Annotated in this window: 15 protein-coding genes and 1 pseudogene; 4 read left to right on the top strand and 12 right to left on the bottom strand. The window is 53.8% G+C overall.

Translation table 11 applies throughout. The features are described from left to right. Positions 1–135: 135 nt before the first annotated feature. The 8 genes and pseudogenes from FIV39_RS08470 to FIV39_RS08435 form a co-directional block, all read right to left on the bottom strand. Positions 136–1,416: a tyrosine-type recombinase/integrase gene (locus FIV39_RS08470; protein ID WP_169882235.1), complete on the bottom strand. Its 1,281-nt coding sequence runs from the start codon at positions 1,414–1,416 to the stop codon at positions 136–138. A 412-nt stretch (positions 1,417–1,828) separates the two neighbouring features. Further along, positions 1,829–2,773: a hypothetical protein gene (locus tag FIV39_RS08465; RefSeq protein ID WP_058410472.1), complete on the bottom strand. Its 945-nt coding sequence runs from the start codon at positions 2,771–2,773 to the stop codon at positions 1,829–1,831. After that, entirely contained in the window at positions 2,766–4,868 is a 2,103-nt protein-coding gene (locus tag FIV39_RS08460; RefSeq protein ID WP_033988177.1) for a tyrosine-type recombinase/integrase, read from the bottom strand. Before FIV39_RS08460 ends, FIV39_RS08465 begins: the two co-directional genes overlap by 8 nt. Continuing rightward, complete coding sequence (locus FIV39_RS08455; protein ID WP_058410473.1) at positions 4,865–7,219, bottom strand: site-specific integrase; 2,355 nt, start codon at positions 7,217–7,219, stop codon at positions 4,865–4,867. The genes FIV39_RS08460 and FIV39_RS08455 overlap by 4 nt, the downstream gene beginning before the upstream one ends. An 86-nt stretch (positions 7,220–7,305) precedes the next feature. Next, positions 7,306–7,530: pseudogene (locus FIV39_RS08450) on the bottom strand (PA0069 family radical SAM protein); the annotation flags it as partial. Positions 7,531–7,600: 70 nt separating this feature from the next. Then, positions 7,601–8,899, bottom strand: a complete 1,299-nt coding sequence (locus FIV39_RS08445; RefSeq protein WP_090401283.1) for a cytochrome c — start codon at positions 8,897–8,899, stop codon at positions 7,601–7,603. Positions 8,900–8,911: 12 nt separating this feature from the next. Further along, complete coding sequence (locus tag FIV39_RS08440; RefSeq protein WP_090401284.1) at positions 8,912–10,696, bottom strand: GMC family oxidoreductase; 1,785 nt, start codon at positions 10,694–10,696, stop codon at positions 8,912–8,914. A 2-nt stretch (positions 10,697–10,698) separates the two neighbouring features. Further along, positions 10,699–11,451 carry a gluconate 2-dehydrogenase subunit 3 family protein gene (locus FIV39_RS08435; RefSeq protein WP_090401285.1) on the bottom strand — a complete coding sequence of 251 codons (753 nt, stop codon included), beginning with the start codon at positions 11,449–11,451 and terminating at the stop codon, positions 10,699–10,701. Between the two features lie 274 nt (positions 11,452–11,725). Between FIV39_RS08435 and FIV39_RS08430 the strand changes: the two genes are divergently transcribed. Next, the gene (locus FIV39_RS08430) at positions 11,726–12,412 is read left to right on the top strand and encodes a phosphatase domain-containing protein (RefSeq protein ID WP_090401286.1); all 687 of its coding nucleotides are present in this window, start codon (positions 11,726–11,728) and stop codon (positions 12,410–12,412) included. Between the two features lie 25 nt (positions 12,413–12,437). Here FIV39_RS08430 and FIV39_RS08425 read toward each other — a convergent pair whose 3' ends face one another. After that, positions 12,438–12,710, bottom strand: a complete 273-nt coding sequence (locus tag FIV39_RS08425; protein ID WP_027608125.1) for a YheV family putative zinc ribbon protein — start codon at positions 12,708–12,710, stop codon at positions 12,438–12,440. Further along, positions 12,707–14,806 (bottom strand): oligopeptidase A, encoded by a 2,100-nt coding sequence (gene prlC, locus FIV39_RS08420; protein ID WP_186731508.1) that lies wholly within the window; start codon positions 14,804–14,806, stop codon positions 12,707–12,709. The genes FIV39_RS08425 and prlC overlap by 4 nt, the downstream gene beginning before the upstream one ends. Positions 14,807–14,860: 54 nt before the next feature. On the opposite strand from prlC, the gene FIV39_RS08415 reads away from it, so the two are divergent. Together FIV39_RS08415 and FIV39_RS08410 are read left to right on the top strand one after the other, a co-directional pair. After that, positions 14,861–15,403 carry a gamma carbonic anhydrase family protein gene (locus FIV39_RS08415; protein ID WP_090401288.1) on the top strand — a complete coding sequence of 181 codons (543 nt, stop codon included), beginning with the start codon at positions 14,861–14,863 and terminating at the stop codon, positions 15,401–15,403. Next, positions 15,400–16,059 carry an HAD family hydrolase gene (locus tag FIV39_RS08410; protein WP_090401289.1) on the top strand — a complete coding sequence of 220 codons (660 nt, stop codon included), beginning with the start codon at positions 15,400–15,402 and terminating at the stop codon, positions 16,057–16,059. The genes FIV39_RS08415 and FIV39_RS08410 overlap by 4 nt, the downstream gene beginning before the upstream one ends. An 86-nt stretch (positions 16,060–16,145) precedes the next feature. Here FIV39_RS08410 and FIV39_RS08405 read toward each other — a convergent pair whose 3' ends face one another. Further along, a complete protein-coding gene (locus FIV39_RS08405; protein ID WP_090401290.1) occupies positions 16,146–17,189 on the bottom strand; it encodes an aminopeptidase in 1,044 nt (347 codons plus the stop codon). Positions 17,190–17,299: 110 nt separating this feature from the next. Between FIV39_RS08405 and FIV39_RS08400 the strand changes: the two genes are divergently transcribed. Further along, complete coding sequence (locus tag FIV39_RS08400; RefSeq protein ID WP_090401291.1) at positions 17,300–17,722, top strand: PA0061/PA0062 family lipoprotein; 423 nt, start codon at positions 17,300–17,302, stop codon at positions 17,720–17,722. Here the strand turns inward: FIV39_RS08400 and FIV39_RS08395 are convergent, their stop codons facing one another. Further along, complete coding sequence (locus FIV39_RS08395; protein WP_090401292.1) at positions 17,723–17,962, bottom strand: DUF1161 domain-containing protein; 240 nt, start codon at positions 17,960–17,962, stop codon at positions 17,723–17,725. It lies immediately after the preceding gene. Positions 17,963–17,964 lie beyond the last annotated feature (2 nt).

Raw genomic sequence — 17,964 nt, 5'->3', positions numbered from 1 at the left:
GGGGTCCGGGTGGCGAAAACGTAAGAAATACTCGTCGAATTGATTGTTTTTTGATCATTTGGCGAGTTTAAAAGTTGCGCTAGGTGGTATGCCGGGGAAATACATGGCTACTTCAGACCATCCCTAGTGCCTGTTCTATACCACAATCTCAGAGTAATTATGTCGGTCTAAAATAGCGGACAAACCAGCATCAACGCGTGAGCGATGAAGATCAGTCAGAAGATTGTCGTGCACATATCGGTTGACTAGATGAACATAGTATTCAAGTGTAGTTCTAACATTAGTGTGGCCCAGCATTTTCCTGAGATCTTCGTCGAGCGCTGCATCGTAAACAAAACTCCTTCCAAGTCTATTCTGGGCTTTCAACGCCTCATAAACAAAATATGTCGCACAGGTGTGCCTGAGCATTCGTGCATTGAATCGTATGGCTTTAAAATCAGTAGCGCTCTCGGAGTTCTTCGCTGCAGAAACCACCTTGCTAAAGTTATAACCAAGCATTCCATGAGTAACAACATCACCACGAGCGGAAAGAAACAAGTCGCTATTCCTTGGTGGAATGCCATGCTTAGCCTCATATAGCTTCGCTCGTTGCCGCCTTAAGGGTAAATAATACTCGCAAATAACTCTCCACAGCTTCCCTGGAAAGTCTATGGAACGCCATTTTCCCTTGGACCTAAAATAATAATAGATAGCTCCATTATCTAACCCTTCTGGGTACTCACCCTCATCATAAGGAATGAATCCATAATTTTCATTTTTCCCTCGGTAGGGCAATTGAAAAAGATCAATCGGTCTAAGCCCGGTAATTCGTATGATCGCTGCGATAATTTGATAAACAGGATCATTCATCACACCGAGAGCTATTTCATAATCAGTTTGCCTTACAAATTTCTGCATTTCTCGTTGATGCATTGCTGGTCTACCACTGGGCAGATTAAATCCCAAGGTAGTAACTTTAACCCCTGGGTTGATATGGGCCAGGAGTTTCTGGTCTTTCAGCATGTATCGGATATCAGTCCTACTGATATCCAAATAGTGTTTATAGCCCTGCCTTTCGGCCCACTGATAGAAGCTCCAGACCCTTGCCGCAATGTGATACATGGTTTTGTGAGACGGACCATCAGGAAGCGCATCCGTTGGAGATGCTATGTGAACAAGGAAGGCATCAAAAACATCCTCATCCACCAACTGCCAGTTCTGCGCACCAAATACAACTTCACCCCCTTCGATTGGGCTATCGTCCAACCACTGCAAAAACCTTCTCAGGATATTCGCATAGTTTCTTGTCGTTTCATCACTCCTTGAACGTATCTTCGAGACAGCCATCGCCCACATGGTCGGTGCTTCAAGGACGTTGTGATTATCATCAAAATAAATTCCTACGCGCGCTCGCATATAGCCAGAGTGGCTGGCCAAACCGTTTCCAAAATGAAGGATACACACAATTATTTTGGCCTCGATAAGGGGTACATCAGAAGTGACTTAGAAACATCACTTAAATACTGATTAAACTGACAAAGCGAAGCAGATAAATCAACTAACCGTAGCTCAAATTCCTCGTCATGAGTTGAACCATTCTGGGGAACACAATTAGTATCCGCACTGCGCGCATATAGAACACCATGTGCTCTTAATTCGGATTCTAGGTCACGAAGCAGAGCTACTACCTGTGAATTTTGATAAATTAAGCTCCGCTTAATCCCACATGCTTCAACAAGCTTTACTCTTGAAAGCCTAGTCATATCTGCTGAACCGTATTCCGCCCAGTCTCCCAAGCGACGTCGCTCTTCAACAAACGATTGGAAACGCTTCAGACCATTCACTGATTTCATGCCAAAATGATTGAGTCGAAATTTTCGCTGAATTGTATTTCTTCGAGCCGCGCAGCCGCACCTTTAATGGATAAAATATTCAATTCAAGAGCCGCACCATTGAACTGTTTTTCGGCCCTAGAGATACAGACATCAAGGCCTATACTAAATCGAACACAGTGCACAGGCACGTTAAATTCCTTCCTAATTCTAGAAATTAACAAACTCCGAATTGAAACTGTATCACTTGCTCCACTAACATATAAGGATACACCTGGAGTAGATGGCTTGTGGTTTTCAATCCAAGATGACTTGCCGCACATTGGAAGACCGAACATTATGTAGACTGTGGTAACAAGTGAAGATCGATTTTGATTAGATAACGAGTCCAGTTTCTCCAAAAAATTCAGAATGGCCTCAGATTCTGATACTGCATTAGGCACTTCCAAAATAATTTTTGAAGTAATAATTCCTGATACCGCAGGAGTTAATGATTCAGCAAGAGCCGCCTTGAGATCTGCACGCAAAATTGCGTTCTGATTCTTCTGATGAGTTAGCTCTTGAAGGACCTTAGCCTTCTCAACTTGCTTAGCTGGCTTTTCACTAGCCAACGCAAAGTAATATTGCACCCTCTCGATCAACTGATTATATGTGGTGTTAGCTCTCTCCCTTAGTAGGGATAACTGCTCCTCCAACTCTTTCAGTCGATGATGTATTTCTTGAGAGTTTTTGAGTGGTTGTTCGAAAACCACACTTGAATCCTCTACATCCCCCCCCGAATGAACTGTTCTTTTTATGACTTCCCTGACCTTCACCCAGTCAGGATCATGCTTTTGATTGATTGTTGCCCGAGCGACACCAGATAATTTAGCAACCTCCATCACGGATATTTTTTTTCGGCCGCCTCTGTGGAGCGCTGAAATAGTCCCATATACCCGGTTGAGCAGTTCTTGCTTAGCCATTCGCTACCTGCTTAAGGAAATTATGTGCCTCATCCCCTACAACCTCGTGAAGCCTCTTAAAAGCTTCAGCGATTCGTTTCTGCGAATACTCCTTCTGAGTCGCTCCACAGTACCTATGCTTAATCATATTATCGTGGAAAATTATCTCATTCTTTAATGATGGAACATTAGCCTCGACAAATGCAGCATATCTACAATTATATGGGTCACACGCAAACAAATTTGGATGAAGCCTCGACCCAGGGCTATCATTCTTAGCATCACAAGGTGACTCGCTGGTAAGTCCTGGCGTTCGCAAACAGATTGCAAGATTCGTTCTATGCAAAAGCTTCACACCTTCATCAAGCAAAGATGCGACATACTGACTTAAGCTTTCTTTCCCCGCGTTTTGCAATTTAGCCCTGAGTATTGGAGAAGAATTAGCAGTCTTGGCCAACCTTTTCCCGCCAATGCCCCCAATTTGACCAGAAATGACTCCTTGCAAAACTTCGACAAGAATCTCCGTATTTTCCTCAATCAAGGTAGCTTTGACTTCATCGTTCACGCCAGGTAAAGAAAGGATGTACTTTAGCGTCATTTTTAAGCTACGGTGAGAAAAAAGGCGTTTAATAATTTCTAGATTACGCGAGTCTTGATGAATTATATAAAGGGCTAGAGACTTCCGAAAACGATGTGGGTGTACTCTATATTGAATACCTAGGTTGCCTGCCACTCGATTGCAAGATCGCTCAATCCCAGTGGTCTGCGGAATGTTTCCAAAACTGAACTTTGGTATCTTGGCAAACAGATAGTCGTGCTTACCATAAGCACGAGCATCACGTCCCATTTCTACTACGACTTCAATTGCGTCCGCAGCAATTTTCGGAATAGGTATTGTTTTAATATCGCCCTGTGAAGAAATCGAAGTTTTGAAAACAGTATAAGTAAGCCAATATCCATCAGCCTTAAATGAAAGACAATCCACCTTAAGTCCAATGACCTCTGATCGACGCATGCCAGTCAGACAAAGAAGAAGTACGATACACGCATCTATCAGAGCTACAACGACGCTAATTACAGCTGCTTGATTTAAATACTGCCCCTCATCATTCTCATGCGTTCTTTCTTTGATTACTATTCCCCACCAGGGCATACCGTTATCTAGCAACTTTGGCTTATAATCCCTAAATCTTTCAACCCCCTCAACGGACGCCGTTGAAACACCAAAATTAATCGCGGCAAGCTTTTCGGGAGTCTCAAAAGCGCCTACTATCGTTGGTGCAAAGTTTTTATACAACCATAGGACATCAGCGCTATAGTTTTCAACAAATCCCACGCAGTATTTAAATATTTCTGCATAGTCATCGAGCGGAATTGGTTCGAAAGGTCGAGAGGACTCGTCGTATTCTCTTCTATATTTGGCGACAAGATCTTTAGTTACGTATGAATCGTATAGTGAGTACTCTGGCGGAAGCATACCCATCGATGACATGCCCTGCCAGAAGGACATTAAGTAACAGAACTCCCACTTAATTCCAGAGGTGGGAAGCGACTCTATATAGTGCTCCACACTCGACTTGGCCAAATCATTCACCGTCCTATAATCTGGTGAATTATCAGAACCTAAATATAGACCCTCGGCATGAAACAACCCGACAAGTCTTAATACTTTAGTTTTATCTGTCTCTAGAGATGTATAAGCATTAACACGACCATGAATTCCGAAATGCGGTACACGGTAAAATAGCAGCGCCCTAGCAATATTCACCCAATGTTCGTGCCCTACGCCACAAACATTCACACCATACATATTATCATAATCAAAATTGATTCGTATGGGGTATCCATAGGGTGAGGGGTAATCCCCAAAATCCCAAACCGGATCGCCGAAAGAGCTTCTAGGACTTACCCTAATATAACTCCACTCGCTCTTATCTATTTTTGAAAGATTGAGTATATTTACATTATCGAAAATGAGCCCAAGTGAAGAGTCGCCACTCAGAGCCTCATCATCTTCTTCAGCAGAGATAGGCTCTGACTCTTCCTCGTAATAACCCAGTCCACTTCTTATTTCTTCTAAAACTGCTTTTAATTGGTCACGTGTTGGAGTTGTCATGAGAGCCCTATCATTGTCAATGGCAGTGCATAGCAGTGATGTTTCGATTGATCTATTGCCTCCGCAATCTCAATCGGGTCCCCCCAGCCCTCTATAACCCCCTTCCACCCTAAATACTCAGCCCGATAGCTTTTCTCCCATTCTAAGGGATTTAACCGCTCCCTCAGACCGTCAAGGTCGGAAATTCTTCTTGCAATAAAAGGTAATGCTTCTTTGAAGATCACACACTGTGAGCATAACGGACAACGATTGAAGTAGTTGCACGGCGTATCCGTCCTAAGAAAACTTTCAGCGCCTGGCCAATCTGGTCGCCTTGAGTTTAGACAACTTGCAATGAATGTCTGACCTTCCGGAGAAAGCAACTGTATTACCGCATCTTCAGAAGAATTCAGCCTACCGACTAATGGTGCAACAACTGACCTTAGTTCTTCTTTGCTACCGCAACGTAGAGTGGCTTCACGCAGCTCAACCAAAGACACATCTGTAAGAAGATTTGCTGAGTAACTTCTAAAATCTTCTTCATGTTTTCTCTGAATCTTCCTTAGACGACCATTTAATATTTCTGCCGCCCCCCAGTCACTATCATAATGATTTACTGTGGTATCGAGATTCGAATGCCCCATCATTGCCGAAACCTCGTCAATATCTAAACCCTGTTCTCTCCGTCGAGTTTCATAGGTAGTTCGAAGACGTTTCGTTTCAATTCTGGGGGACTTGGTATCCGTATCCAATTTTATGCCGTGGCGAAGTAGAAACTCCGTTGAAGCGTGCCCAAAATTCGTAGTGGTTACGGGCGCGCATAAGCGACCAAACTTATTCCAAAGATTCTTCGAAATGACACACTGGAATAATTTACCCTTTAAATAATGAGGCGACGACAAATGCTTGGTTACTTCAGCGGCAACAAAGCGCAAGACCTGATACGCGCCAAACTTATCTCGCTTGTTTGATCTATGCATTTGGCTTTTGTCGGACCGTCCCTTGTACCCATAAATAATCACATAGTCATCATCCAGAAGGTCCTCCTCAATGTGGTCGTCTAGGTTATCGCTTATCGATACCACAACCTCAAAGTTCCAGCCCGTCTGCAACATCACGAAGAGAAAGAATGGGAATATAGTTCCCATTGTGAAAGCTACTCTGCTGAAGTATGCCATTTGACCTACTTCATAGGGTAGGTGCTCTGGCCCGACCCTCATATACATCAAGGCCGACCGTAATCTTTTTTCCAGCGTAGAATATTTTTTGTTTGTTCCGTGAGCGGTGTTTTTACTCCACTCAGAGGAAAAGAGATGTCCAGCTTCCTCGAAGCTCACTTGCATAGGCCAATCAGGATAAAGTCTTCCTACATTTGCAGTTGCAATTCGCCCAGATTCTTCTCGATCACAGCCATACACCATCCCCCGTTCACTGACCTCAGTACCAACTACAGGGCGACCTTTAGCCGCCAGTTCATGGGCGCGGGCTCGGTAAATGCCCAGAAACTTCTCTATACTTATTCCATTTTCCCGTATGTAATATTTAACATCTCCAGTGATGCGTATGACCCACTCAAACCCCTTAACATGTGTCGCCTTGATCGACCCATTGGATCTTTTGGCCTGCTCATTCATAACTAGATCAAACATCAAGTTTTCTAATGAAAGATCGTATTCCAGCATTGGTTGCCCGTCTTTCACTAGACCTTTGTAACTCTCCATCCACTTCATAATAAACTTAATATCAACCAGGCATCCCTCTACAAGCTTATTATGAATCTCCCTGCTATATCCTTCTGTTACTTGCTCGTTCATCGCCGGTCCAAGTGGCCATTGAAACTCTTTGCCGACCCAGCCCTGCCCTTTATATTTATTTTTCAACGAGATGAATATATTTTTTAATGCACCGTATCTTTTTCTATTTACGGTGCGGCCTGGATACGAACGAATTAAAAATGACCTAAAATTCATGCATACCTGCCCATCGACATCAGCAACACCTTTGACTGATTTATTGATCGGCTCAGCGCTATTTAGAAACAGCACAAACTCTTGGATTGAGTAATAGATGTCTTGATGGGATTGATACGTGATCAATCTTTTTGCGGCATGGAGCTGCGCACCTATGAGTAACTGCTGAACAATTAATTTATGGTGCGGATACTCATTGACAAAATCGGTGAAGTCACGGACGAAGTCCTTGGTGCCAGTGGTCTTGTTTCGGACAAGCAACCCTTGAGCTGAAACATCCACTTGTCCCCTTGCAGTGCTTCTTTTTTGGATTGCTTGGGGGGTGTTTTCTGGCAGCTTGCGCTGGAGGAGCGGTCGTTCACTCGACTCAAGGGCAGACTTGGAGAAGGGTTTGCGTGGCATCTGACCTCCAATTGGATTGGGTCTTTAGCCAGCAATATCAAGCATCACTAGACAGTCTGGCCATACATTTTTGTTTCGACGATAACATGCTCGCAGCCACGGTAGGGGTTGATGGAGCGGTCGAACGGCAGGTCCGGCGAGTTGTTGCGGGTGATGATGGTCTTGGCCGTCTCGATGCGCACTTCGGTGCCCTGGGTGGGCGGCACTTCCTGATACCAGCCGTCGTCCTCGGCCACGCTGACGGTGGGCGCAAAACGATTATGCAGGTTGGTGGCCGTGCCCCGACCACGGGGCGGCAGCGGAGTAGACATGAAAGCGCCTCGATACTGTTTTTATATACAGTATCGAGGCGTGAGGTTCCTGACCAGTGCCGTTTGGCGGTCAGTGCTTTTGTGTGACCTGCCCCAGGTCATCGCCCGAGGTGGTGCGCATGTCGTTCTTGCGCAGGTCGGCCACGTCACTGGCTTTCACCGGTGCACCCTGGTTACCCCAACTGCCACGGATGAAACTGACCACATCCGCCACTTCCTGGTCCGACAGGCGCCAGGCGAATGCCGGCATGGTAAAGGTCGACGGCGCCGTGTGAGTGGCCGGCAACGTGCCGCCGTTCAACACGATGTTGATCAACGACGTGGCATCCGCGGTCTGCACCACCGGGTTGCCCGCCAACGCCGGGAACACCCGCGTATAGCCATGGCCATCGGTACGATGGCAGGCCGCGCAGTTGTCGATGTACACCGACGCGCCGGGCTTGCTGTCATCGCCCTTCCACAGCGCCTCGGCCACCTGCTTGTCGTACTGGTGCGGCTGGTCTTGTGGGTCCACCGCCGGCAGGCTTTTGAGGTAACGGGCGATAGCCGTCAGGTCGTCTTGCGACATGTACTGCATGCTATGCACGACCACGTCGCTCATACCGCCAAATACCGCGCTGCGACCACTGCGACCGGTCTTGAGGAATTGCACCAGTTGCTCCTCGCTCCAACCGCCAAGACCGTCCTTGTGGTCACCGCGCAGGCTCTTGGCAATCCAGCCTTCCAGCGGCGCACTGCCGGACAGGAACGCGTTGCCGTCAGTCGCGCTCAGGGCTTTCTCCTGCATGGTAAGGGCGCGTGGTGTATGGCACGCGCCACAGTGGCCAAGGCCTTCCACCAGGTAGGCGCCGCGGCTGATCACTGGGTCTGCGCCCGCCACGGCCGGTTTATCCGCCACCTCGGGGGCAAACATCCAGCGCCACGCCGCCAACGGCCAACGCATGCTCAACGGCCACGGAATGTCGCTGTCCTTGTTCTCCTGGGCGACCGGTTCCACGCCCTTCATGAAGTACGCATACAACGCCTGCATGTCGCTTTCGCTGACGCGCGCATAAGACGGGTAGGGCATCGCCGGGTAAAGCGTACTACCACTCTTGGCGACGCCGTGACGCACGGCCTTGTCGAAGTCCTCGAAGCTGTAGTCGCCCAGACCGGTCTTGTCCGGGGTGATGTTGGTGGAATAGATCACACCGATGGGAGTTTCCATCGGCAGGCCACCGGCGAACGGTTTGCCGCCCTTGGCGGTGTGGCAGGCCACGCAGTCGCCGGCGCGGGCCAGGTATTCGCCCTGCTTGATCAGGTCGGTTTCGGCGGCACTGATCGAGCAGCTGCTGAGCAGGGCAAACGTCGCGAGAACAAATGCTTTCATGGTCATCGCTCCTTATGCCTGAACCAGCGGGCCGGGGTTTTTCAGGTACTGCTCGCGGATCGCCCGGGCCGACCAGTAGGTCAACGCCGCCACCAGGCCGGTAGGGTTGTAGCCCAAGCCTTGTGGGAAAGCGGATGCGCCCGGGACAAACACGTTGTGCACATCCCAGCACTGCAAGTAGCGGTTCAGCGCACTGGTTTTCGGGTCGGTACCCATGATCGCGCCACCGTTGAGGTGGGTGGTCTGGTACGACGCGGTGTTGAAGTGCTCACCGACTTTTTTGCCGAGCACCGCAATCGCCTTGGGGTTCATCGCTTCGGCGACTTTGCCCATTTTCTCGACCATGAAGCGGTTCATCTTGATGTCGTTTTCCTGCCAGTCGAACGTCATGCGCAGCAACGGCAAGCCGTAGGCATCGCGGTAGACAGGGTCCAGATCCAGGTAGTTACCCCGGTAGGATTGATGGGCGCCGTGAGCATCCATCGACACCTGGTGGGTGTAGTAATCGGCGGTGGCGCGCTTCCAGGCACTGCCCCAGGCCGGTGTGCCGGGCGGGTTGGACGTACCGGCAATCGGCCGGCTGCCCGCCTGGTTGACCCACATCGGTGAGCCCCCGACAAACCCATGAGGGCCGTGGTCGAAGTTGTCCGCGTTGAAGTCATCCATCGCCACGCCATTGCCGCCGGCACCGATGAAGTTGTTGGTATGGGTGTCCTTGTCGAAGAACGCCTTGATGGTGGCCATGTTCTGGTAGGCGAAGTTCCTGCCCACCACGCCCTCATTGGTAATCGGGTCATAAGGTTTGCCGATGCCCGAGAGCAGCATCAGCCGCACGTTGTGGAACTGGAACGCGCCGAGGATCACCAGGTCTGCCGGTTGTTCGCACTCGCGGCCCTGGGCGTCGATGTAGGTCACGCCGGTGGCCTTGCTCTTGGTGCTGTCCAGGTTGACCTTGAGCACGTGGGAATTAGGCCGCAGCTCGAAATTCGGCACCTGGCGCAGCGCCGGCAGGATGTTCACGTTCGGCGAGGCCTTGGAGTACATGTAGCACACGTAGCCACTGCAAAAACCGCAGAAGTTGCACGGCCCCATCTGCGCGCCGTAGGGGTTTGTGTAGGGCCCCGAGGTGTTGGCTGACGGCAGGTTGTAGGGCTTATACCCGACGCTGGCGGCCGCTTTCTGAAACAGCTGTGCGGAGACTGTGTTCTTTTGCGCTTCCAACGGAAATGGGTTGGAACGGTCCGGCGCATAAGGGTTGCCGCCACGCCCTTCGCCCACGACCTGGCCTTTCACGGTCCAGGCCTGGCCTGAGGTGCCGAAGACTTTTTCTGCATAGTCGAAAAACGGCTCCAGCTCTTCGTAGCTCACGCCGAAGTCCTGGATGGTCATGTCCTTGGGAATGAAATGCTTGCCGTAGCGCTCTTCGTAATGGCTGCGCATGCGCAGTTCAATCGGATCGACACGGAAATGCACGCCCGACCAGTGCAAGCCCGCACCGCCCACGCCGTTACCCGGCAAAAACGCGCCGAGCTGACGGTTAGGCAAGGCAACGTCATTCACGCTATGGCGAATCGTCACCGTCTCCTTGGAGATGTCCTGGAAGAGTTTTTTACGCACGCTGTAGGTCAGTTCGTCGATGACCTGGGGATAGTTGCCGTCCGGGTAAGTGTCCTGCATCGGACCGCGCTCCAGCGCCAGCACGTTGAGGCCCGCTTCCGTCAGCTCTTTGGCCATGATCGCGCCGGTCCAGCCGAAGCCGACAATCACCGCATCCACTTTCTTCATGATGGTCGCCACGTTTATGCCCTCTCGCCGCGGATGGAAACTGCCGGGAAGGGGTACTGCTCGTTGCGTTCCACCCAATCCATGAAGTCGGCGCGGGCGCCGGGGAAGCCGATCATGGTCCAGCCGACCATGCCTTTGTTGCCACCGTGGATCGGGTCGCAGAAGAACCCTTCCTTGGTGTTTTGCAGCAGCAGGTTGAAGAATATCTTCGGTGGCACCGCGTCAAAATGTGCCGTGACTTCACTGCCGCCCGCTTCCAGGCGACGCAGCATATCGTCTCGGGTAGCGCTGTCTTGCTCAGCAAAAGCTTTGCCGTTGAACGCCTTGGACCAGGCATCCGTCGCGGCGATACCCAGGCGATAGATCTCCTTGGGCACCAATTTGCTCTGCCAGCCCATCTCCGGTGGAGCGTCGGCATTAAACGGGCCTTGCATAAACCACAGGGCGCCGCTGGCGTAAGGCGTGTTCATCTGACGGTCGATGTACTCCGGCGCGCCGGCTTCCAGGGCTCCGGGGCCTTGGGCATCGGCCGGGATCAGACGCTCGACGGCAGCGTTGATAAACGCCCATTCCTCGGTAGTGAAATAGCTTGGCTCGTAGGCTTTTTCGCTGGCCGCTGGCTTAGCCGGCGCAGCCTCGGCAGGCGCAGGTGTCGCCATCAGCATCGAACCGCCAAGGCCGGTGCTGGCAACCGTGACCACCGGGATCAAGGTCAAGGATTTGCGTAGAAAGTCACGCCGGGGGTTGTCTTGATCTTGATCAGACATGGTGGCACCTCATCATGTGGTCACGGGGTTTTCAGCCGCTTCTAGGGAGCGGCTTGGTTTTGTCGCGCGGCGAATTGGATCCAGGCGATCCAAAGGGATAGAGCGCAGCGGCAAACAATGGTTACAAATGATAGCAGCCTAAGCATCGAGAGAATCGTTTCAGCGACTAAAGATTGAGGATTCACGATTCTTTGACGGGCACCTCACACCTCGTTGACCCCCTGTGACTGACTCTGGGCGCTATCCACCCATTCCCTATACGGTTACGTCGCCCATGCACACGCATCATTGGTTGCCAGCCCTCGGCCTGGCGTTTATGGCACTGTTCAACACAGCTTTTGCACAGGCCGATGATGCTACGTTCCTTCGTTCTCCCGAATGGGCCCAACCCGTGGGCGACCGCTACAACCTGCATCAAATGACGCCGACGCTCTATCGCAGCGCACTACCGGATAGCAATGCAGCGCCGTTGTTGGAACAACTCAAGATAGGCACCGTGATCAATTTCCTGCCCGAGCCCGATAGCAACTGGCTGAAGGCTCCAGGCATCCGTCAGGTTCAGTTGAGTTATCGCACCAACCATGTGGATGACTCCGACGTGCTGGCGGCGCTCAGGGCGATCAAGGAAGCGGAAGCTGACGGCCCGGTGCTGATGCATTGCAAGCACGGTTCTGACCGCACCGGCCTGATGGCGGCGATGTATCGCGTGGTGATCCAGGGATGGAGCAAGGAGGATGCGCTGAACGAGATGACCTTGGGCGGTTTCGGCACCAGTAACGGCTTCAAGGACGGCATTCGCTACATGATGAAGGCCGATATCGACAAGTTGCGCACAGCCTTGGCGAATGGCGATTGCAGCACCAGCGCGTTTGCCCTGTGCTCAATGAACAGCTGGCTGAACCCGGCGAGCAAGGATCACGAGCCCGCCGAGGAAAAAACTGCACTGCTGGTCACCCCCTGAGACGCGCTCCCAGGGGGTAAACGAATCAGTCTTTCTTCAGCTTCGGGTTAGGGAAAAACTGCACCGCCTGCACCTTCGGGTCCGGCGCTTTCAACGCCGACGTATTGACCCGCGTGCCCAACTCCTTGGGCACCGACAGACCTTGATCATTCAGCGTATCGGTATACCCGCAGGCCACGCATTCGCGATGCGGCACGCTGTCCTCAGTCCACATCTTCAACTTGTCCGGCTCGCTGCACGCCGGGCACACCGCCCCGGCGATAAATTGCTTTTTGGTAATCACAGGCCCTTCACTCATGCTGCTGCGTCCTCACTCAGGCCGCTGTGACGCAAGAGTGCGTCAATCGACGGAGCGCGTCCGCGGAAGTCGACGAACAGCACCATCGGTGCCTGGGAGCCGCCACGCGCCAGGATCGCCTCGCGAAAGGCACGGCCGGTCTCGGCATTGAGCACGCCGTCTTCTTCGAATTTGGAGAAGGCATCCGCCGACAGCACTTCGGCCCATTTATAGCTGTAGTAACCCGCGGCATAACCGCCGGCAAAAATGTGCGCAAAGCTGTTAGGGAAACGGTTGTAGGCAGGAGGACGCATCACCGACACCTCATCGCGCACGCCTTCGAGCACCTGGGCCACGCTGCGGCCATCGCCATGGGTGGCATGCAATTCGAAGTCGAACAGCGAGAACTCCAACTGGCGCACCATCATCAGGCCGGACTGGAAGTTCTTCGCCGCGAGCATTTTTTCCAGCAGGTCCTGGGGCAGTGGCTCGCCGCTCTCATAGTGGCCGGAGATCAGCGCCAGGCCTTCCGGTTCCCAGCACCAGTTCTCCATGAACTGGCTCGGCAACTCCACCGCATCCCACGCCACGCCGTTAATACCGGACACACCGGCATGCTCGACGCGGGTCAACAGGTGATGCAGGCCGTGGCCGAATTCGTGGAACAGGGTGGTCACTTCATCGTGGGTCAGCAGGGCAGGCTTGCCGCTGTCGGCCGGGGTGAAGTTGCACACCAGATTCGCCACCGGGCTTTGCAGCACGCCGTCGATGGTGCGGCGGCGGTCGCGCGCGCCGTCCATCCAGGCACCGCCACGCTTATTGGCGCGGGCGTACAGGTCGAAGAAGAAGCGGCCGACATGCTGGCCGTTTTCCTTGATTTCAAACAGTCGAACATCCGGGTGCCAGGTGTCGAAGCCTTTTTGCTCGGCGATCTCGATACCGTACAAACGCTGCACAATGGCGAACAGGCCGCTCAGCACCTTGTCGATTGGGAAGTAGGCGCGCAGGGCTTCCTGGGACACGCTGTAGCGTTGCTCACGCAGCTTTTCGCCGTAGAAACCGCTGTCCCAGCTTTGCAGGTCGGCGCAGCCTTGTTCGGCGGCGTAGGCCTTGAGCTGTTGCAGGTCCTGGGCAGCGAACGGCTTGCTGCGCTTGGCTAGGTCACGCAGGAAGCTCAGCACCTGGTCGCTGGACTCGGCCATCTTGGTGGCCAGGCTCAGCTCGGAGAACGAGGCGTAACCCAAGAGCTTGGCCAGTTCCTGACGCAGGTCGAGGATCTGTTCCATCACCGGGCCGTTATCGTTCTGACCCGCATTCGGGCCTTGGTCTGACGCACGGGTGCAGTAGGCCGCGTAGATTTCTTCACGCAGGGCGCGGTCCTGGGCGTAGGTCATGACCGCGTAGTAGCTCGGAAACTCCAGGGTGATCAGCCAACCGTCGAGGCCCTTGGCCTGCGCGGCAGCGGCCATCTGCGCCTTGGCCGAATCGGTCAGGCCGGCGAGGGTGGCTTCCTCGGTGACGTGCTTGGTCCACGCCTGGGTGGCGTCCAGCAGTTGGTTGGAGAATTTGCTGCCCAGCTCGGAAAGCTTGCTCTGCACTTCGGCGTAACGTTTTTGCTGCTCAGGCGGCAAGTCGATACCCGAGAGGCGGAAGTCGCGCAGGGAGTGTTCAAGAATGGTTTTTTGCGCCACGTCGAAACCGGCGGCTTCCGGGCTGTTGGCCAGGGCTTCGAAGGCTTGGAACAGCGCGCGGTTCTGGCCCATCTCGGTGGAGTAGGCGCTCAATGCCGGCAGGCACGCCTCGTAGGCTTCGCGCAGCTCGGCGCTGTTGCACACGGCATTGAGGTGGCTGACCGGGCTCCAGGCGGCGCCGAGGCGATCATTCAATTCGTCCATGGCCAGCACCAGCCCGGCCCATGTAGGATTTTTACCCTGGCTTTGCAGGATGCCTTCGATGGCAACACGGTTGTCGGCGAGGATCTGTTCGATGGCCGGCTGCACGTGCTCGGCACGGATCGCCGAGAACGGCGGCAGGTCGTAGGACTGCAGAAGAGGGTTGTTCGCGCTCACGGTTGGCACCTTGGCTGAAGAAACATGTAAGAACAAAGATGGGGCCATCTTAATTACAATCAACGTCCACCGCAGCTATCAGCACATAAGAGAGAGGCTATCGTGACCCTTCGCACCTATCAGAACCACACGCCAACCCTGGGCGCCGGGGCTTTTGTCGATATTTCGGCGGTGGTGATCGGCGATGTCGAAATCGGCACCGACAGCTCGGTCTGGCCGTTGACCGTGATTCGCGGCGACATGCACCGCATCCGCATCGGTGCGCGCACCAGCGTGCAGGACGGCTGCGTGCTGCACATTACCCACGCGGGCCCGTTCAATCCTGATGGTTTCCCCCTGCTGATCGGCGACGACGTCACCATCGCCCACAAAGTCATGCTGCATGGCTGCACGGTGGGCAACCGGATTTTGATCGGCATGGGCAGCATCGTGATGGACGGCGCCGTGGTGGAAGACGACGTGATCATCGGCGCCGGCAGCCTGGTGCCACCGGGCAAGAAACTCGACAGCGGTTTTTTGTATGTCGGCAGCCCGGTTAAACAAATCCGCCCGCTGACTGACAAGGAACGCGCCTTTTTCACCTACAGCGCCGCCAACTACGTGAAGCTCAAAGACCTGCACCTGGCTGAAGGATTCGACCGATGATCCTCAATTACCAAACCGTCCTGTTCGACCTGGATGGCACCCTCACCGACCCGCGCGAGGGCATCACCCGCTCGATCCAGTATGCCCTTGGCAAACTGGGCATCGACGAACCCGACCTGACCAAACTCGAACACTTCATCGGCCCGCCGTTGCTGCAAGCGTTCATGCAGTTCTACGACTTCGATGAGGCCAAGGCCTGGGAGGCGGTGAATTTCTACCGCGAGCGCTTCAAGGTCACCGGGCTGTATGAAAACCGCGTGTTCGACGGCGTGATGCCGCTGCTCGAAGACCTGAGCAAACAGGGCCGCCAGCTGTATGTCGCCACGTCCAAGCCCTGGGTGTTTGCCCGCGAGATCGCACGGCATTTCGATTTTGCCAGGCACTTCAAGGTGATCTACGGCAGCGAGCTGGACGGCACACGCACCAACAAGGTCGAGTTGATTGCGCATTTGATCAGCGAAGAAAGCCTGGACCCGGCGACCACCCTGATGATTGGTGATCGTAAGCACGACCTGATCGGGGCGCGTAGTAATGGGGTGGATTCGGCGGCCGTCGGTTATGGGTTTGGTAGTTTCGAAGAGTTGAACGCCGAGGCGCCGACCTGGCATTTTGAGACATTGGCACAGATGCATCAGGCGTTTTTGCAGCGGCCTTGAGGCCGCCATCGGGGGCAAGCCCCCTCCCACCTGTTGACCTGTGTACGCCGGGCAAATGTGGGAGGGGGCTTGCTCCCGATGAGGCCCTACAGATCAACCTCTTCCAACTGCCTCAACGCAGCCTTGCGCTGCGCCACCGGCAACTTGCCCATCGTCTCCACCGCTGCGTAGAACTTCAGCCAATCCCCACCTTCCTGCCGGAACAGCGCCGCAAACGCCGGCACCCATTGGTCATACAGCCCGAACGGCAACAATCGCGCGTTGTTCAACGGCAGGTTCATCCAGGCGTCATAACGCTTGTCCCCGCCCCATTGGTTATCGCGCAGCTGCCGGTACTCACGGCGCAAACCCTCGAATTCGGCCGCCTTGGCCTGGCGCATCGCGTCGGCAGACAGCGGTTGCGCGTAGAGTTTTTCCAGGCGTTTACGCGTATCGAGGATCAGTTGGGTAAATTGGTCACGCTGCTGCCGCGTCGAGTTGCCAAGCGGCGCCAGGCCCTGGGTCGCGCGCCACTGGCGGGTGCCTTCCTGCTCGACGAAGTTGGCAAATGACTCGTTGAACTCGGTGTCGTCCTTGACGTAGAAACGCTGGTGCGCCAGCTCGTGGAAAATCAGCGTGGCCAGGCGTTCGTCGCCCCAGTTCATCATCGAATTCATGATCGGGTCGTTGAACCATCCCAGGGTGGAATAGGCTTCGACACCGCCAATCGACACGTCCAGGCCTTGTTGGTGCAACAACGCCGCTTCACCGCGCGCCGCACCCTGGCGATAATAGCCGCGATAGGCCACGCAACCGGCAATGGGGAAACAATGGGTTTGAGGCGCCAGGGAAAATTCCTGCGTAGCGAAGACATTCCAGACCACATAAGGTCGGCCAATATCGGCGTACAGCCGGTAACTTTGGTTGTCCGGCAGATGCAGGTGCTCACTGGCGAAGGTTCGAGCTTTCTGTGATTGAGCCAGATGATCACGCAGCAGCTGCGGCCGTGATGGATCGGCGATGACCTCGGCAACCGGCTCTCGGGCCCGCAACAGCTGCCACTGGCCGCCCGCCAATTGGCTGTAGTAACTGACGCTGGAACAGCCACTGAGCAGTACAACTATCAACCCTGGAAGAAAACGCCTGACCATGCCTCGACCGCTCCTGGGTGATTTGTGCGCCAGACTATCGCGCCTGAAGGGGATTTTTCCACGGCGCAGCGTGTTTATACTCAAACCTCTCCTCGCGTTGAGTACCTGCCATGCGCCAGCTCCTGCTTTCCGTCGTCGCCCTGTTCCTCAGCGCCTGCGCTTCGACGCCCGTCCCGCCGGTCGACCCGCATCAAGCCTGGATTGATTTCGCCACGCCGACGCCGGGAGCCAAGCTGGTGATGGCGCAGCGCCTGGACGGCAAGAGCCTGCCGGACGGACGCTACTTCCAGGTACCACCGGGCAGTCACGAGTTGATGGTGCGCTTTGATTTCGAGGTGCCAACCGGCGGCAGCCTCAATGGCTTTGGGCAAACGGCCGACCGCACCTGTTTCATCACCCTGCAGTACGACCATTTCGAGGCCGGCCAACGTTATCGCCTGGAAGGGCGCTCATTGGCCTTTACGCCGAATATCCGACTGTATAACGCCGCCCGCCAATTGCTGGCTGAAGAACGCAGCGTCAACTGCCTGTGATCAGTCGTTATTTTTCTGGTAGATGATGCGCTTGGTGCCGTTTTCGCACGTACCGACAATCATCGCGCTGTCATGATTCTTGGCTTCTTCGGCGGTGATGATTTCCAGGGTGTAGGACGGAATCGCCTTGGCCTGGATCTTCACTTCGATCTCTTTCCTGAGCTCTTCACAATCTTTTGGAGCGGCCACGGCCGAAGTGGCCAACGCACCGCAGATGATCGCCAAGGCAAAACGTTTCATGT

It is taken from the genome of Pseudomonas grimontii (assembly GCF_007858185.1).
GTDB lineage: Bacteria > Pseudomonadota > Gammaproteobacteria > Pseudomonadales > Pseudomonadaceae > Aquipseudomonas > Aquipseudomonas grimontii.
This window is presented reverse-complemented; position numbering and strand designations above follow the sequence as displayed.

What these genes read in the sequence shown, in the direction of transcription:
- FIV39_RS08410 (WP_090401289.1), top strand. Translation starts at nt 15,400, where the DNA reads ATGATCCTCAATTACCAAACCGTCCTGTTCGACCTGGATGGCACCCTC.
- FIV39_RS08425 (WP_027608125.1), bottom strand. Translation starts at nt 12,710, where the DNA reads ATGAGTGAAGGGCCTGTGATTACCAAAAAGCAATTTATCGCCGGGGCG.
- FIV39_RS08460 (WP_033988177.1), bottom strand. Translation starts at nt 4,868, where the DNA reads ATGACAACTCCAACACGTGACCAATTAAAAGCAGTTTTAGAAGAAATA.
- FIV39_RS08395 (WP_090401292.1), bottom strand. Translation starts at nt 17,962, where the DNA reads ATGAAACGTTTTGCCTTGGCGATCATCTGCGGTGCGTTGGCCACTTCG.
- prlC (WP_186731508.1), bottom strand. Translation starts at nt 14,806, where the DNA reads ATGGCCCCATCTTTGTTCTTACATGTTTCTTCAGCCAAGGTGCCAACC.
- FIV39_RS08430 (WP_090401286.1), top strand. Translation starts at nt 11,726, where the DNA reads ATGCACACGCATCATTGGTTGCCAGCCCTCGGCCTGGCGTTTATGGCA.
- FIV39_RS08435 (WP_090401285.1), bottom strand. Translation starts at nt 11,451, where the DNA reads ATGTCTGATCAAGATCAAGACAACCCCCGGCGTGACTTTCTACGCAAA.
- FIV39_RS08400 (WP_090401291.1), top strand. Translation starts at nt 17,300, where the DNA reads ATGCGCCAGCTCCTGCTTTCCGTCGTCGCCCTGTTCCTCAGCGCCTGC.
- FIV39_RS08455 (WP_058410473.1), bottom strand. Translation starts at nt 7,219, where the DNA reads ATGCCACGCAAACCCTTCTCCAAGTCTGCCCTTGAGTCGAGTGAACGA.
- FIV39_RS08445 (WP_090401283.1), bottom strand. Translation starts at nt 8,899, where the DNA reads ATGAAAGCATTTGTTCTCGCGACGTTTGCCCTGCTCAGCAGCTGCTCG.
- FIV39_RS08465 (WP_058410472.1), bottom strand. Translation starts at nt 2,773, where the DNA reads ATGGCTAAGCAAGAACTGCTCAACCGGGTATATGGGACTATTTCAGCG.
- FIV39_RS08405 (WP_090401290.1), bottom strand. Translation starts at nt 17,189, where the DNA reads ATGGTCAGGCGTTTTCTTCCAGGGTTGATAGTTGTACTGCTCAGTGGC.